The sequence below is a fragment of the Streptomyces sp. NPDC050145 genome (assembly GCF_044460245.1).
In the GTDB taxonomy this organism is placed as follows: domain Bacteria; phylum Actinomycetota; class Actinomycetes; order Streptomycetales; family Streptomycetaceae; genus Streptomyces.
Window position 1 is genome coordinate 315,508 of the sequence record NZ_JBITJS010000003.1, and the last position, 15,342, is coordinate 330,849.

The window sequence follows — 15,342 nt, forward strand, 5'->3', positions numbered from 1 at the left end:
TCAGTGGCTGCCGCGCCGTCGATATCTCGGGTTACGGGGACGGGACGGGCGACAGGGACAGCCGATCCAGGTCGGGACCTCCGCTCACGGGATTGAAGACCTTGATGGAGTTGGCTCCGGCGTCGAGCGTCACCGGGACCGACGTGGTCCGCGGTGTCGTGTTGCCGGTGTCGGTGACCGTGACACGGACGGGAGCACCACCATTGATGCTGATGTCGTACGAGCGCGTTCCGTTCACCGTGTAGTCGAGGTGCAGGGAGTAGGCGCCGCCCTGAGCCACCTCGACGTCGGGGAAGGTGAGCGAGTCCTCCGGCGTGCCGCCGATGTTGCGCACCTTCTCCGCGCCCGAACAGGGGGCGCAGCCGGCGGGGCCGACGTTCGGGCCCAGCACGTTCGCGGAGTCCTCGGCCTCCCTGGCCCACACCCGGTCCGCGGGCAGCGGCCGGATCCGTACGGGGCTGGACACCTGCTTGTCCTGGCCCAGGTAGCGGAAGCTCGCGCCGACCGGCACGTCCGTCGCGCCGACGTCCTGGCCCGGGGGAGAGGTCACCGTCCAGGTGGCGTGCAGCTGCCGGCCCAGGCGCAGCGCCTCGGTCGTCACCGCACCGCCTTCGACGGTCCAGCCCTCGGGGACCTGAGGGGCGAGGGTGACCCCGTCCAACTGCTCGTCGTCCTCCATGCGCAGCGTGGCGTCGACTTCGACGCTCTGCCGGCCCTGGCCGACCCACTGCAGACCGTGAGGTCGCACCGTGAGTTTGGTCGAGGGGGTGTACGAGGAGGGCGGCATCGGTGCCACCGCGATGCGGTCGAGCCCCGGAGTGGCGCCGCTGCGGCTGCCGAAGACCCGGACGGTGTTGTCTCCCGCCCGCAGCGTCACGGGGATCGCCGAGGACCCGGGGACGTCCGGGGCTCCGGCGAAGGTCGGCACCCGCACCGGGTCCGCGCCGTTGACGCTGACCTTCAGGCTGCCGCTCCGGCCCGAGGTGTGGTCGAGCTGCAGCCGGTAGTCGCCCGCAGCGTCGGCCCGCACACCGGTGAAGGTCACGCCGGTTCCGTGCCCGAGACCGGTCACGCGCGCACCCCCGGAGCAGGCCGAACACGCGGAGGTGAGGGCGCCACGGCCCAGACCGGCGTCTTCCGCCTCCAGGGGTACAGGAGTCGTGGTGGCCGCCGGGCGGTCGTACGCCACCTTGATCTCGTCGATCTTCAGCTGGTCGACGAACGCCTGGGCCTGCGCTCCGCCCCACAGGCTGCGTACGTCGAGCTTGAGGTAGCGCGCCTGCTGGTCCCCGATGTCGATGAACTGGACGCCGCGCGCGCTGCGCAGCGCCCCGGAGCGCACGACCTTCCAGTCGTCGCCGTCGTTGCTCGCGAGGACGCGGTAGTCCTTGATGCGCGCCGAGTCCTCCTGGTGCCCGAACGTGGCGCGGGCCCCGGTGGGCGACCACTCCCGCTGATGCACCGCCAGCGACACGGCCTTGCGCCGCTTGCCCAGGTCGAGGGTGACGGTGGCCGCTCCCTTGCCGTCGTTGTCCCAGTACGTCGTGAAGTCGCCGTCGGTCAGCGCGTTCGCGCCGTGCCCGTCGGCGGAGGACGAGGCGGTGGCCTTGACGGTGTCGGCCGGGTAGTAGTCCTGGGTGCCGTCGGTGGTCACCTTGAACACGGTGTCGTACTGGTCCCAGTCCGTGACGCCGAGGAGCGACAGGTAGCCGCCGGACTGGCTGAACGCCAGCGGCTTCCCGGTGCGCAGGTCGGTCACCTTCTGCGCCGTGTAACCGTTGTCGCGCAGCCGGACCATGTCGCCGCGCGGGCGCGTGACCACGTGCACGTACTGGGTCTTCGGTCCGTCGGCGCGGGAGACGGTGACGACGCCGTGCGCGCCGTCGTTCCACAGGCCGGGCTGCATGCCGCCGTACATGTAGCCGCCGCCGTCGACTCCGTGCACGGACTCGCGGATCGGGTCGACCCACTTGCCCATGAAGGCGTTGTACGCCTCCTGCTGCGCGGGGAACCTGCCGTTCACCATCGGGGTCTCGCCCATCAGGGACTTGATGGAGGAGCCCGCGTTGGTGATGTACCGGCCGGTGCTCAGTCGTACGTCGACGGGGGAGTCCTGGCCGGAGAACCACCAGTCGCCCGTGGAGGGCAGCTTGTAGTCGGCCTCCGTCAGACGCGGCATCGGGACGGTGACGGCCGCCGGATAGTCGTAGGACGGGACCATGCCGGTCTTCTGCTCGTTGCTGACGGTGTCCATCTCCGGCGTGTCCTCGTTGTTGTTGCTCAACAGCCAGGACGGGTGCTGCTGGTGGACCTGCTCGTAGAGGTGGTGCTCCTCCCAGTACTCGTTGTCGTTGTCGATCCAGAATCCCGACAGGTCGTCGTAGCGGTCCATGACCTCGTGGAAGAGGTCGTAGCTGTACTCGCCGAAGCCCTGGCGGGTGGTCAGGTCGACGTCCTTGCCCTTGTAGGCGGAGTACGCGGCGGAGTCGAGGGCCTCGCGGTCGAAGCGGTTGTGCCACTGCGGGTCGTCGGTCATGTAGAGGATGACGTGGACGCCCTTGGCCTTGCCCGCCGCGATCAGTTCGCCGAGCAGGTCGCGTTCGGTGGCGCAGCTGCCGGGAATCTTCGAGGGCCAGGGGCGGGCGTAGCCGAGCGCGCTGTGGAAGGTGGCCAGGACGATGTACGAGGCGCCGAGGTCACGGGCCTGGTCGACCCAGTAGTCGGCGTTCCAGCCGCCGTCGGTGACGGCGCGCTCCCACTCCCGGCAGTCGGTGTGCATGGGGGTGGTGTACATGCCCCAGTGCAGGAACAGGCCGGCGGTGGAGTCGCGCAGCCACTCCTGGCGTGGATGCTGCACCTCGGCCCGGGCGGCGGGGGCGCCGCCCAGGAAGGTGGCGGCAAGGGCCAGGATCAGAGCGGCGCACAGCGTGCGCCAGTGATGTGGTCTTCGGTGGGACTCGGGTGTCATGGGTCTGGGTCGCCCTCTCGTGAATGCCTCGCGTGGACGGAAACAGGCGAGGAGGGGAGCACCGGACGGGCGCGGTCTCACTGGTCGGCTCTGCGCGCTGCGCCCGGCCGTCGACGGTTCGTGGCTCGCGTGGCTGAGCAGTTCTCAGCCAGAAACATCCGATGTCTCGCGAGCGAACGCCGGAACTGTACCCGGGTGAAGTCGACCGCCGATACCCCTGTTTCCCGGGAATTTGGGCAAGTTGGGGGATCTTCTGGTCAACAGGCGTTCGGGATCTCGAATGTGCGGGGGCGTGTCGGCGTGGCCAGTGAGATAGAGATCGGATGTGTGATGTGGCGTGTGTGCGAAAGGGCGCCCGTGCGGTCAGGTCGACCGGCGGACCACGAGGCTCGGCGTGATGACGGTCTCCGGAGGCGGGTCGCCGCCCTGGAGCAGCGCCGCGACCTGCTCCACCGCGGCACGGCCGACCTGCCGCTTGTCCACATGCAGCGTGGTGAGCGGAGGGTCCACCAGCTCGCCGAGCATCAGACCGTCGCACCCGACGAACGCGCAGTCGTCCGGCACCGCGAGTCCGCGCCGCAGCGCGCGGCGCTGCGCTCCGACGGTGATGAGGTCGTTGTAGCCGAGCACGGCCGTGGCGTCGGGGTGTTCGGTCAGGATCCGGTCCATGCCGAGGGCGCCGCCCTCCGCCGAGTTGGCGACCGGCACGACCCAGGTCTCGGCCGGGTCCAGGCCGTACTCGGTGACCAGGGAGCGGAACAGGTGGTGGCGGGTACGCGGTGCCGCCGCGTCGTCGCGCCCCTGGTCGTCGAGCATGACGACACGGCGGTGCCCGGCGCCGGTGAGATGCTCCAGCGCCTGGCGCATGCCCGCCTCGAAGTCGATGCGGACTCCGCCGACGCCCGGCAGGCGGGTGTTGTGATCGAGCAGCACCAGGGGGATGCCGCTGTCCCGGACGCGCTGGACGGCCGTGTCGTCGTCGAAGTACGCGATGCAGGCGTCAACATGGTCGGCGATGGTGGCCGCCACGGTCTGCTCGCGCTCCAGGGCGGACCCCGTGCTGTAGACCGCGATCTGCCATCCGCGCTCGTCGGCGGCGTCCAGCACGCCGGCGGCGACCTCGGGGAAGAACGGGTTGAGCACGTCGGCGACGACCAGGCCCAGGGTCGTCAGGCCGGGGCCCGCCATGCCGCGGGCGTGCCGATTGGGCCGGTAGCCGAGTGCCTGGGCGACCTGCAGGACGCGCTCGCGGGTGGCCGGGTCGATCTCCGGCTTGTCGTTGATGGCACGCGAGACGGTCTGCCTGCTGACTCCGGCGGAGCGTGCCACGTCGTCGATGGTGATGCTGCGGCGGGCGCCGTCACGGTCGGTGCGGGGGGTGGGCATCCAGAGCCCTCCTTTCTGGCTGCCCAAGTGTGGCCCGCCGCCTTGGGGCCGGATGGTTCACGTGAGCGCTCACGGCCATCATGGGCAGGCGTTTTCGGAGTGTCAACGCCCTTGTGGATCAGTGGTGTTGCGCCGACGGCCGACAGGTCCGAGCTTTTGCCCGCGCCTGTATTGACGTCAGGACCGGCTGCCTCCAAGGTACTCCGTGAGCGCTCCCGGGAACGCTCACGGGACCGTTCACGGCCCGGGTTCCCGTGCGTCCGGCGCCCCTGGTGTCCCGATCCGACGGAGGACCGCGTTGCGTATCACGTCATCCACCCGAACCGCCCCGGCCGCACTGGCCGTGGCCCTCCTGACCGCTGCGCTGGCCGGCTGCTCCGTCGACGAGGGTGCCGGTGCGTCGGACCAGGACGGCAAGGGCAAACAGCAGATCACGTTCCTGACCTTCGAGACCCCGAACCTGACGCCCGCCTACTGGGACGCGGCGATCAGGCGGGTCACCCGCAAGTACCCGGACATCACGGTGAAGAAGCTGGTCGCGCCGACCGCCGACCGCACCGCCTACGCCAAACAGCTGCTCGCCTCCGGGCAGTTCCCCGACGTCATGATCGCCGTCGCGCCGACCGGGCTCGGCGACGCGGGCAACCTGTACGCCTGGCAGGACACGGAGCTCAAGGACTTCGCGGTCCCCGACGGCGGCGCCATCGGCGGCAAGGTGTACCAACTGCCCGCCAACACCCAGTCGATACCGGTCGTCTACTACCGCAAGTCCATGTTCGCGAAGGCCGGCATCTCCGCCCCGCCGAAGACGTACGACGAACTCCTCGCGGACTCACGCAAGTTGAAGGCGAAGGGGCAGCAGCCGTTCGTCGTCGGCGGCGGCAAGGACGCCTTCCCCTCCGTCCTGCCGCTGACCGGCGCCGTCGCCACCGACGTCTACAAGAAGGACCCCGACTGGATGGTCCACCGCCGCGAGGGCAAGGTGAAGTTCACCGATCCGGCTTTCGTCGGCGCGCTGACGAAGATCCAGAAGCTCGCCCGCAGCGGCTACATCGACAAGAAGATGGTGTCGCTCGACTACGCCGCGACCGAGCAGGCCTTCCTCAAGGGCAAGGGCGCGATGTACCCGATGGGCTGCTGGTTCGCCGCGGCCGCCGACAAGAGCGACCTCAAGGACGACATCGGCGTTTTCAACTGGCCCACGGACGACGGCTCCGTACTCTCCTCCGGCTACACCGGCGGCGGCCTGTCGGTGAACGCGCACTCCAAGCACCTCGACGCGGCGAAGAAGTTCGCGCTCGCCTTCCAGCTGGACAAGTCGAACCTCGACAACTCGGTCAAGTCCGACTCCCTGTTCCCCGCCGTCAAGGGCTACACGCCGCCCACCGACACCGGTCCGGTCTTCAAGGAGTCCTACGACCTGTGGCAGGAGTCCGTGCGGCAGAAGGCGACGGTGAAGGCGTTCGCCTGGGAGACCGGCGGCGACGCGCTGTTGCCCGGCCTCGACGCCAAGGTGCACGCGGCCGTGCAGGACGTGATCCTCGGCCGAAAGAGCCCACAGGAAGCGGCCCGGTTCCTGGACGCCGAATGGGAAAAGGCCTCCTGATCCATGGCGACCCACACGCAACTGCGCCCACGGGCGAAGGTGTCGGCCCCTGCGGACACCGCTCGCCCGGGGCGCCGCCGAAGGCTCCGCTCCGCGCTCGGCCGGTTCGCCGTCTTCGGCGCCCCCGGGATGCTGGTCTACGCGTGCTTCGTCCTGGCGCCCGTCCTGCTGAGCGTCGGCTACAGCCTCACGAACTACAACCCGTTCAGCCCGCCGACCGAGTTCACCGGCCTGCGCAACTACCGCCTCCTGTTCCAGGACGAGGAGTTCCTCCAGGCACTCAAAGTCACCGTGCAGCTGACGGTGATGCTCGTCGTCCTGCCGAACGTCGCGGGCCTCGGCATCGCCGTGCTGCTCGACCGCAAAGGCTGGTTCTACAACGCCTGGCGCGCCGTGTTCTTCGTCCCCGTCGTCCTCAGCTCGGTCGTCGTCTCCGTCGTGTGGACCCGGCTCCTCGCCGACGACGGCGTCGTCAACCAGGCCCTCGGCTGGGTGGGCGTCGACCCCGTCGGCTGGCTCTCCGACCCGTCCCTCGCGCTCTACTCGCTCGGCGTGATCATGGCCTGGCAGATGCTCGGCTTCTGCGTCGTGGTGTACCTCGCCGGCCTGCAGTCCGTACCGGGTGAACTCCTGGAGGCGGCGTCCATCGACGGGGCGGGGCCCGTCACCCGGTTCCGGCACGTCACCTGGCCGCTGCTCGCACCGGCCCTGACGGTGAACACCGTCGTCCTGCTCATCACTGCCTTCAAGGCGTACGACCACATCCAGGTGATCACCGGAGGCGGTCCGGGATCGGGCACCACCGCGACGCTCTCCCTGGTGATCCTGCAGACCGGGTTCACCGCGAACCGGCAGGGCTACGCCTGCGCGATGGCCGTCGTCATGCTCGTGATCGTCGCGACGGCGTCCACGCTCGTCCTGCGGGTCCTGCGACGCCGGGAGGTGGAACTGTGACCAGGACACCCTGGCTGCGCCCCCTGGCCGTCACCGTGCTCGGCTGCTTCTTCGCCGTGCCGCTGTACGTGGTCCTCGCCAACGCCTTCAAGAGCGGCCCCGACATCGCCCCGCACCCCGCGAACCTGCCGCTGCCACCGACCCTCGACAACATCGTCAAGGTCACCTCGCGGCCCGACCATCTCTTCTGGGTCAGCCTCACCAACAGCCTGGTCGTCACCACCCTCTCGGTGATCGTGCTGACGGTCCTGTCCGCCATGCTCGGCCACTACCTGGCCCGCACCTCCTCACGCTGGGGAACGGTCGCCACGCTGGTCCTGCTGTGCGGCCTGATGATCCCGCCGCAGGTCATCCTGCTGCCCCTCACCCAGGTGCTGCGCACCTTCGACCTGATGGCGACCGTGCAGGGACTCGTCCTGTTCAACGTCGGCTACTACGTACCCTTCGGGGTCTTCGTCTTCGCCGGATTCGTCAAGGGCGTCCCCGTGGAACTGGAACAGGCCGCGGCGATCGACGGGGCCGGCTGGTTCCGCACGTTCTGGCAGATCGTCTTCCCGCTGCTGCGGCCGGCCACCGCCAGCTCCGTCATCTTCTTCGGCGTATGGATCTGGAACGACTTCCTCAACCCCCTGATCATCCTCGGCCCCAGCTCCGGCACCACCGTGACGACCGGCATCTACCGCGCCATCGGCCAGTACCAGGCCGACTTCGGCACGGTCTTCGGGCTGATGCTGCTGGCCACACTCCCGGTCCTCGTCCTGTACCTCGCGCTGCAGAAGCAGTTCGTGAAGGGCCTCACCGGTGGCGCCACCAAGGGCTGACCCTCGCTCCTGTCCCCGCTCGCGCTGTACTCGAAAGGTTGTGACGTGACGTCCAACGCGGTCACCACGGCGGAGCGACCGCCGGCCCGCTCCTACCGGCTCCTCGACCAGGTCCGGGCCGCCGTCCTGATCGACGGCGTGTCCCGCGCGCCCGCCGTGCGCGCGCTGCCCGGCGGCCTGCACGCCCTGGACGTGACCGCGCCCGAGGGGGCCGCCGTGGAGATCCGGCTCTCCACACCGCTGCGCGACGCCGTCGGCTACTGGTACCCGGACTGCGGGTGGCAGCGCGCCCTGCCACCCGACTGGGCGGGCGCGCTGGACACGTCCTTGGTGCGGGGCGCGGCCATCGGCTGTCTCTACGAGACATCGGGCGCGACCCTGCTGACCTTCGCCGCCGAGGACCAGAGCGCCGAGATCCGCACCGTGTTCGGCGTCTCCGAGCAGCACAAGCGGTTCGTCGCACACCTCGAACTGGCCTCGAGCGGCGAGCCGTTCACCTTGATCCTCGCCCCGCGCAGTGGCTCGCCCGCGGCCGCGCTGCGCGGGGTGCGGCGCCACCTGGTGGCGACCGCGCCGACGGCCCCGCTCCCGCTGCCCGCGGCGGGACGCACCCCGGCCTATTCCACCTGGTACTCGTTCGGCCAGCAGGTCACGGCGCAGGGAGTCGAACGCGAAGCCCGGCTCGCCAAGGACCTGGGCTGCGGCCTGGTCATCCTCGACGACGGCTGGCAGCGCGGCGGCAAGGAGCGCGGATACGCCTGGGCGGGGGACTGGACGGTCGACACGGAGAAGTTCCCCGACCTGGCGGGACACGTGCGGACCGTGCGCGACCTCGGCTTGGCGTACATCGCCTGGCTCGGCCCTCTGCTGCTCGGACCCGCGTCGCCCCAGTGGGACCGGCTGTCCAAGTACGCCCCCGTCCCGAGTCCCACCGCGCCCGGAGCGCATGTCCTCGACCCGCGGCACCCCGAGGTGCGGGCGCACGTGGTCGATGTGTGTACCCGTCTCGTGGCCGATCACGGGCTGGACGGACTCAAGCTGGACTTTCTCGACGACGCCACCGTGTACGCGGGCGACGGCGGAGCCGGCGTGACGACGGCCATGGCCACCCTGCTCGGCTGCATCCGCGACGCCCTCGTCGAACTGTGCCCCGCCGGCCCCCTCATCGAGCTGCGCCAGCCGTACCTCGGCCCCGGGATGAGCGCGTACGGGAACCTGCTGCGCGCCACAGACTGCCCCGCCGACGCGACGGCGAACCGGGTCCGCACCATCGACGCGGCGCTCACCGCGACCGGCGGAGCGGTCCACTCCGACATGCTGATGTGGGACCCCGAAGGGGAACCGGAGTGGGCCGCCCGGCAGATCCTCTCGGTCCTGCACGCCGTGCCCCAACTGTCGTGTCTGCTCGAGAGACTGACGAGTGATCAGCGCGAAACGGTCGCCTTCTGGCTACGCCAGTGGAAGCGGCTCGCACCCGTGCTCGTCGACGGGGAGTGGGAGCCGGGGCGCCCGGACGAGCTGTACCCCGTCGTGCGCGCACACGCGGGCCGCCACCAGGTGGCCGTCGTCCATGCGGACCGCCCCGTCACCCTGGACCTGCGCCGCCACCCTCAAGCCGACCTCGTCAACGCCACCGGCACCGACGGGCTCGTCTGTGTCGTGCAGGGCGGCCCGGTGGAGGCCGGGATCACCGCCTACGACGCACGCGGCAGGGTGACCGGATCATGGGTCCGCAGCCTCGACGGGCCGGTGGCGCTGAAGGTGCCCCGCTCAGGCCTGCTGTCCCTGCTCGCCGCGCACCACTGAGACCCCCTCCGCTGTGCGCTGAGGCCGGGCACCAACACGAGCACCAGCTCAGCGAACCGACCGTCCATCCGTCCACCGTCACGGAAGGAACCGCTCGCCATGAGACGCAGAACCCTCCACCGCCCACGACTGGCCGCCGTCCTGTGGGCAGCCCTGCTTGCCCTGCTCGGTCCGCTCCTGTTCACCCCGTCATCGGCCCCGGCCGCCACCGCGCCCACCACGATCGGCGACACGTCCGTTCCCGGGATGTACCACCCGCGCCAGGACTGGCTGCGCGCCGCGTCCGGCGGCCTTTTCCTGCACTGGGGCATGTACACCAAGCCCGAGCACTATGACTGCGAGTCCTGGCAGCAGGCCGTCGACGACAGCGGCTGGAACCCCGACTACTGGGTCGACCAGACCAAGAAGCTGCACGGCTCCTACATCGTCCTCGCCACCTTCCACAGCCGCCTCGGCTACGCCCGCCCCTGGCCCTCGACGATCCCCGGCAGCTGCTCCACGCGCCGCGACATCCTCGGAGAGCTCGTCGACGCGGCGAAGGCGCAGGGCATCAAGGTCATCCTCTACATGACGGACGACCCGCAGTGGCACGACGTCCTGGGCCCGGAGTCCCTCGACTCCGCCGCGTACTCCGCGTACAAGGGCAAGGACGTGGACCTGACGACCCGCCCCGGGTTCGGCGAGTTCAGCTACGACAACTTCTTCGAGGTCATGCACCGCTACAAGGACCTCGCCGGCTTCTGGATCGACAACGACAACGAGTACTGGGAGAGCCACCACCTCTACGAGCAGATCCGTGAGCAGCGCCCCGACATGCTGCTGAGCAACAACAACGAGGACACGCCGATCATGGACACCGTGTCCAACGAGCAGAAGACCGGCATGACCCCCGACTACGACATGCCGGCCGCGTACTGGACGCCGATGCCGCGCCTGACGGAGTCCTGCTACAAGGTGCCCTCCAGCGGCGCCTGGTGGTACGACGGCCAGGACCGCCCGGTCGACACCGCGCTCAACATCCGCCGCTACGTCGCCAACGCCGGCACCTCCTACAAGTCCCTGATGGACTTCCAGGCACAGGTGAACGGCAGATTCCCGCCGAAGCAGGAAGCCTTCGTCGACACGTTCGACCGGTATCTCGACCCGATCAAGGAGTCGGTGCAGGGCGTCGAGGGCGGTGGCTACCTCTACGGCGGGCTGCGACCGGGCGCATGGAACGACGGAGCGTACGGCTACACCACCGTGAGCAGGACCGACCCGACGCGCCAGTACATCCACGTCACGACCCGGCCCACCGGCACGGACGACGTCCGGCTCCGCGACAACGGCCACAAGGTCGAGCGGATCACCGACCTGCGCACCGGCCGGCGCATCGCCTTCGACCAGCGCGACGGCAGCGTCACCCTGCACGGCATCCAGGACTGGGATGCGTACGACACCGTCTTCACGGTGGAGACACTGAGCCACAAGCAGGGCCTGTACGCGCCCGGTTCGGTGCAGGCCACCGCCACGTCCTCGCGGGACGGCTACCCGGCGGCGCAGCTGACCGACGGCGACCGGACGACGATCTGGGACTCCGGCGCCCAGGTGCCGGTGTCCGTCACCCTCGACCTCGGCGCCGTCAAGAAGGCGAGTTACGTGGGCATCGACCAGACCGAATGGTCACCCACCTACAACCGCGAATCGTTCGGCCGCAAGGAGGACTCGGCCCGGATCAAGGACTACAAGGTCTACGTCAGCGACGACGGCGAACACTGGGGCGAGCCGGTGCGCACGGGCGTCATGGAGAGCGCCCGCGGCACCCGCTACATCGACCTGGACACCACCACGCGGTACATCCGGATCGAGGTGGACAGCATCTGGGCGGCCCCGACCGTCACCAAGTTCCACAACCAGCTGAAGATCGACGAGATCTCCGTCGGCTGGAACCAGCCCGTGGGCCACAGCCCGGGACACACACGGTCCGAGACCGAGGAGGAGCGATGAGCGCCCGCATGCGGATCGTCGCCTTCATCGCCGCACTCGTCGCCTGCACCGCTGGGACGACAGTGTCCGTGTCCGCGCAGGACACGGCCTCCGGGGCCCCGCGCACCGCCGTCCTGGACGGGACCCGGCTGCTGCGGACGAAGCTGCGTCTCGACCGAGGCGACCCGGAACTGCGCCGCACTGTTCAAGCGCTGGAGGACCGCGCCGACCGCTGGCTGGATCAGGGCCCGTGGACGGTCGTCGACAAGCCGAAGCCGGCACCCGGAGGCGATGTCCACGACTACCTGAGCCAGGCCCCGTACTGGTGGCCCTCGACGCAGCCCACCGCCGGGAATCCGTGGGGCTGCCCGTACGTGCAGAAGGACGGGCAGCGCAACCCCGAGGTCGACACCGGCACCGACCGGCAGGACGTGGAGAAGGTCTTCGACTCGACCTACGACCTGGCGCTCGCCTGGTACTACACGGGCAAGAAGGAGTACGCCGTCAAGGCCGGGCAGGTCCTGCGCACCTGGTTCCTCGCCCCGGACACGAAGATGAACCCGAACCTGGACCACGCCCAGTTCATCCCCTGCAAGTACGACGGCCGCGCCATCGGCATCATCGACTTCTCGCAGTCGTACACCAGCGTCGTCGACGCCGTGGCCCTGCTCGCGGGAGACGCGCCCGGCTGGTCGCCGGCGGACCGCGCGGGCATGAACCAGTGGAACAAGGACTTCCTCCACTGGCTCGTGAACAGTGACTTCGGCAAGCAGGAGGGCGCGGCGGAGAACAACCACGGCACCTTCTACGACATGCAGGTAGCCGCCCTCGCGTATGCCACCGGCGATCTGCGGCTCGCCCGCCGGACCGTCCTCGACGCGCGCGCCAGGCGTATCGACGCGCAGATCGCCGCCGACGGCAGCCAGCCGCAGGAGCTGGGCCGGACGCGGAGCTGGCACTACTCGACGTTCGACCTGGTCGCCTACACGCGCCTCGCCGACATCGGGCGCCATGTCGGCGTCGACCTGTGGGGCTATCAGGGACCCGACGGGCAGAGCCTGTTCAAGGCCGTGAACTACCTGTTGCCCGCCGCGACCGGCGCGGCGCCCTGGCCGCACCCGGAACTGGAATTCCTGCGGTTCGCGGCGAGCGACGTCGTGCAGGCTGCCGCCGACGCGGGCGACGAGGCGGCGAAGGCGGCCGTCCCGCAGCTTCAGGCGCCGCCCGGCGGTGACCTGTGGACGCTGCGCCCGGCAGCCGAACAGCTGGACTCCATCGCGGGGTGAGGGACGCATCGTGTGCGCTCTGACCGGCGTCAGAGCGCACACCCCGAACACTCGCACACCCCGAACACTCGGACACCCGGTCACGCTCTAGGGGAGTCCCCACCCTTTCCAGTCTCCCAGTGACGGGACATCGCGGGGTGCGACCGCGGTCGCACCCTCCGGTGTGATCAGCGCCGTGGCCCCGCGCGGGAGCCTGATCGAGATGCGACCGGGGGCCGTCTCCCGCCAGTACAGCTGCCTGCCCTTGTCGTCCCGTACGGAGATGTCTCCCCGTATGCCGTGCTCCAGCGTCAGCGGGGCGCCCGCCTCGCTACGGACCCGGACGGAGCGGGTGCGGCCCGCCTCGCGGTCCGCGTCCACCAGGAACGCGCCCTGGGTGCGCAGGGACGCGAACGACGCGTCCGGCCATCGGTCCGAGACCGACGGGAACACCTTCAGGACGCCCCGGTGGCTCTGCACGGCCATGTCGAGCATCGACTGGGCGGCCGAGAGGGGGCTCTCCAGGGCGAAGTTCCTGCCTTCGCGGTACATGGTGTTCGGGGTCATCGCGCAGTCCGCGACGACGCCGAGGTCGGTGAAGAAGGTCAGGTAGTCGAGGGCCTTCTCGGGCTCGCCCATGACGGAGTACATCGAGGACGCCGTCGCATAGCTGTAGCCGTGCCAGAGCTGCTGCATCGAGACCCAGTGGGCCATGCTGCGGGCCATCACGTCGCGGTCGGCCGGGCTGTCCCAGCTCCGTTCGCGGAGCGGGTAGAGCCACAGCAGGTGCGAGTGGTGGCGGTGGGAGTCGGCCAGCGGGACGTCCTTGCCGATCATCACGCCGGCCGCCGGGTCCTCCGTGTACGGGGTCAGGCGGTCGGAGATGTTCCGCCAGAGGGGCGCCTTGGGGTGGTCCGTGCGCAGGATGCGGGCCGTCTCCAGCAGGGTGCGGGCGCCCCAGCGGATCAGGGACAGGTCGTAGGTGCAGTCCTCGGCATTGGCGTACTCGGGGGAGCGGGTCTGAAGGAGGTGGAGCTTGCCGTCGGGCCCGTCGTGGAGGAAGTGGGCGTAGAAGTTGATGGCGTTCGTGAGGACGGGGAAGAGCGTGTCCCGCAGGATCGACGTGTCCTGGGTGTGGGCGTAGGTCTGCCAGACGTTGTGCATCGCCCAGGTGAGATTGCCGAAGTTGTCGGAGACATGGTCGCTGCCCGGGGCGCCGACGTCGTAGGTGTCGCCCGCCCTCAGCTGCCAGTCCGAGGGATGGCCGAGCGCGTAGCTCTCGCCGTCCCGGTACGCGGCCGGGACCGACGTGGGCAGGTTCTTCTCGTACGCGGCGAACGTGCTGGTGACCGAGTCGAGTTCGAGGTGGTTGGAGCCGTGGATCGGCGCCATGCCGATCTGGACGTTCAGGTTCCACCACACGGCCGTCCAGTTGTTGCCGACCTCGGGGAACCACGGGCCCCACTCGGAGATCGTCGGGCCGCCCGCGCGGGTGGAGGCGGCGAGTTTGTAGAGCTGCAGGACGTAGAAGGCCTGGAGGCGCTTGTCGGGGACCGACAGGAGGCTGCGCCGGTAGTAGCGGTGCCACCAGCGGCGGTGGCGCCCGACCTGCTCGTCCTGGTCGGTGGTCAGGGCGCGGTCGACCTGGTCGTGTGCGGCCCGGGTGGTGTCCGACACGTCGCCCGACGGCCGGTACGCCACATGGGCGGCGAGCAGCCGGCCCGTCCCGGCGCGGCGCTCGCGCCAGGCCGTGGTCCAGCCGCCGCCCGCGATCAGCGGTTGCTGGACGTGGGAGTCGGTGACCGCGGGGTCCGGGTTCGGCGTGTAGTCCGCGGGCTTGCCGGAGGTGCGGGTGGTCGCCGCGCGGAGCCACTGGAACGTCCAGGCCGCGGCCTCCTCGCCCGGGCTGGGCCGGGTCGAGACGAGCAGCGTCGAGGTGTCGTTGTGCACGAGGGCCGTGAGCGTGAGGCTGCCGCGGGTGGTGGTGACGGTGCCGCGCAGTTCGGCGTCGTACGGGTCGAGGGTCCAGTCGACGGCCGTGACGTCGCCGGCGAGGGTGAGCGTGAAGTAGCCGATGGGGAGGCGGGAGAAGCCGATCCCGCCCCGCCATTGGCCGCGCTGGTCCTGCACCTCGGTGTGGCTGAGCATGAGTTTGAGGGTGTTGGCCGTGCTGCCCTGGTAGAGCTGGGCGCCGAGGCGGCCGTTGGCGAGAAACGGGGCGTCCTGCCAACCGGTCGGCAGACGCCGCCAGTTCATGGCCGCGGCGCGCGCGGTCCGCTCGTACGGATCAGAGCCCGGTTGTTCCGAGGCGGCCGCCCACGCGGTGGGGGACGCCACGTTCCAGGTCGCGATCGTGGCTGTGACCGTGGTGGCGGCGATGAAGTGTCTGCGGGTGAGGCGGGGCATACGAACTCCGGTCAGATACGTGACAGTTGTTCCGGTCCATGAATTCGTGCACCCCGCATAGTGCCCGCACCCCGCGCGCACCGGAAGGCCTCGCGCGTGACTTTCGGTGTCACAAATGCCGCAGACATCGGAGGGTGTGGGAAGTCCTGCGGTCGGTTTGCCCGT

At 69.9% G+C, this 15,342-nt stretch carries 9 protein-coding genes; 6 read left to right on the forward strand and 3 right to left on the reverse strand.

Annotated features, from left to right (window positions below):
• Positions 1–31 precede the first annotated feature (31 nt).
• Both ACIBTU_RS08145 and ACIBTU_RS08150 read right to left on the reverse strand, forming a co-directional pair.
• Positions 32–2,968: an alpha-L-fucosidase gene (locus tag ACIBTU_RS08145; RefSeq protein ID WP_399125130.1), complete on the reverse strand. Its 2,937-nt coding sequence runs from the start codon at positions 2,966–2,968 to the stop codon at positions 32–34.
• 363 nt (positions 2,969–3,331) lie between these two features.
• Entirely contained in the window at positions 3,332–4,354 is a 1,023-nt protein-coding gene (locus ACIBTU_RS08150; RefSeq protein ID WP_399125131.1) for a LacI family DNA-binding transcriptional regulator, read from the reverse strand.
• 298 nt (positions 4,355–4,652) lie between these two features.
• Here ACIBTU_RS08150 and ACIBTU_RS08155 point away from each other — a divergent pair, with 298 nt between their 5' ends.
• The 6 genes from ACIBTU_RS08155 (at position 4,653) to ACIBTU_RS08180 (ending at position 12,792) form a co-directional block, all read left to right on the forward strand.
• Positions 4,653–5,960, forward strand: a complete 1,308-nt coding sequence (locus ACIBTU_RS08155) for an ABC transporter substrate-binding protein (RefSeq protein ID WP_399125132.1) — start codon at positions 4,653–4,655, stop codon at positions 5,958–5,960.
• A 3-nt stretch (positions 5,961–5,963) separates the two neighbouring features.
• Positions 5,964–6,914, forward strand: coding sequence for a carbohydrate ABC transporter permease (locus ACIBTU_RS08160; RefSeq protein WP_399125133.1), 951 nt, complete (start codon positions 5,964–5,966; stop codon positions 6,912–6,914).
• A complete protein-coding gene (locus ACIBTU_RS08165) occupies positions 6,911–7,735 on the forward strand; it encodes a carbohydrate ABC transporter permease (RefSeq protein WP_399125134.1) in 825 nt (274 codons plus the stop codon). Before ACIBTU_RS08160 ends, ACIBTU_RS08165 begins: the two co-directional genes overlap by 4 nt.
• Before the next feature lie 45 nt (positions 7,736–7,780).
• Positions 7,781–9,541: a glycoside hydrolase family 36 protein gene (locus tag ACIBTU_RS08170; protein ID WP_399125136.1), complete on the forward strand. Its 1,761-nt coding sequence runs from the start codon at positions 7,781–7,783 to the stop codon at positions 9,539–9,541.
• Between the two features lie 99 nt (positions 9,542–9,640).
• A complete protein-coding gene (locus ACIBTU_RS08175; protein WP_399125137.1) occupies positions 9,641–11,527 on the forward strand; it encodes an alpha-L-fucosidase in 1,887 nt (628 codons plus the stop codon).
• Entirely contained in the window at positions 11,524–12,792 is a 1,269-nt protein-coding gene (locus ACIBTU_RS08180; RefSeq protein ID WP_399125138.1) for an alginate lyase family protein, read from the forward strand. Before ACIBTU_RS08175 ends, ACIBTU_RS08180 begins: the two co-directional genes overlap by 4 nt.
• Before the next feature lie 87 nt (positions 12,793–12,879).
• Here the strand turns inward: ACIBTU_RS08180 and ACIBTU_RS08185 are convergent, their stop codons facing one another.
• On the reverse strand, positions 12,880–15,177 hold the full coding sequence (locus tag ACIBTU_RS08185; RefSeq protein WP_399125139.1) for a glycosyl hydrolase family 95 catalytic domain-containing protein: 2,298 nt from the start codon (positions 15,175–15,177) through the stop codon (positions 12,880–12,882).
• Positions 15,178–15,342 lie beyond the last annotated feature (165 nt).

Excerpts from the sequence above, each read along its gene's own strand:
- ACIBTU_RS08185 (WP_399125139.1), bottom strand. The coding sequence starts at position 15,177 with ATGCCCCGCCTCACCCGCAGACACTTCATCGCCGCCACCACGGTCACA.
- ACIBTU_RS08145 (WP_399125130.1), bottom strand. The coding sequence starts at position 2,968 with ATGACACCCGAGTCCCACCGAAGACCACATCACTGGCGCACGCTGTGC.
- ACIBTU_RS08180 (WP_399125138.1), top strand. The coding sequence starts at position 11,524 with ATGAGCGCCCGCATGCGGATCGTCGCCTTCATCGCCGCACTCGTCGCC.
- ACIBTU_RS08160 (WP_399125133.1), top strand. The coding sequence starts at position 5,964 with ATGGCGACCCACACGCAACTGCGCCCACGGGCGAAGGTGTCGGCCCCT.
- ACIBTU_RS08175 (WP_399125137.1), top strand. The coding sequence starts at position 9,641 with ATGAGACGCAGAACCCTCCACCGCCCACGACTGGCCGCCGTCCTGTGG.
- ACIBTU_RS08150 (WP_399125131.1), bottom strand. The coding sequence starts at position 4,354 with ATGCCCACCCCCCGCACCGACCGTGACGGCGCCCGCCGCAGCATCACC.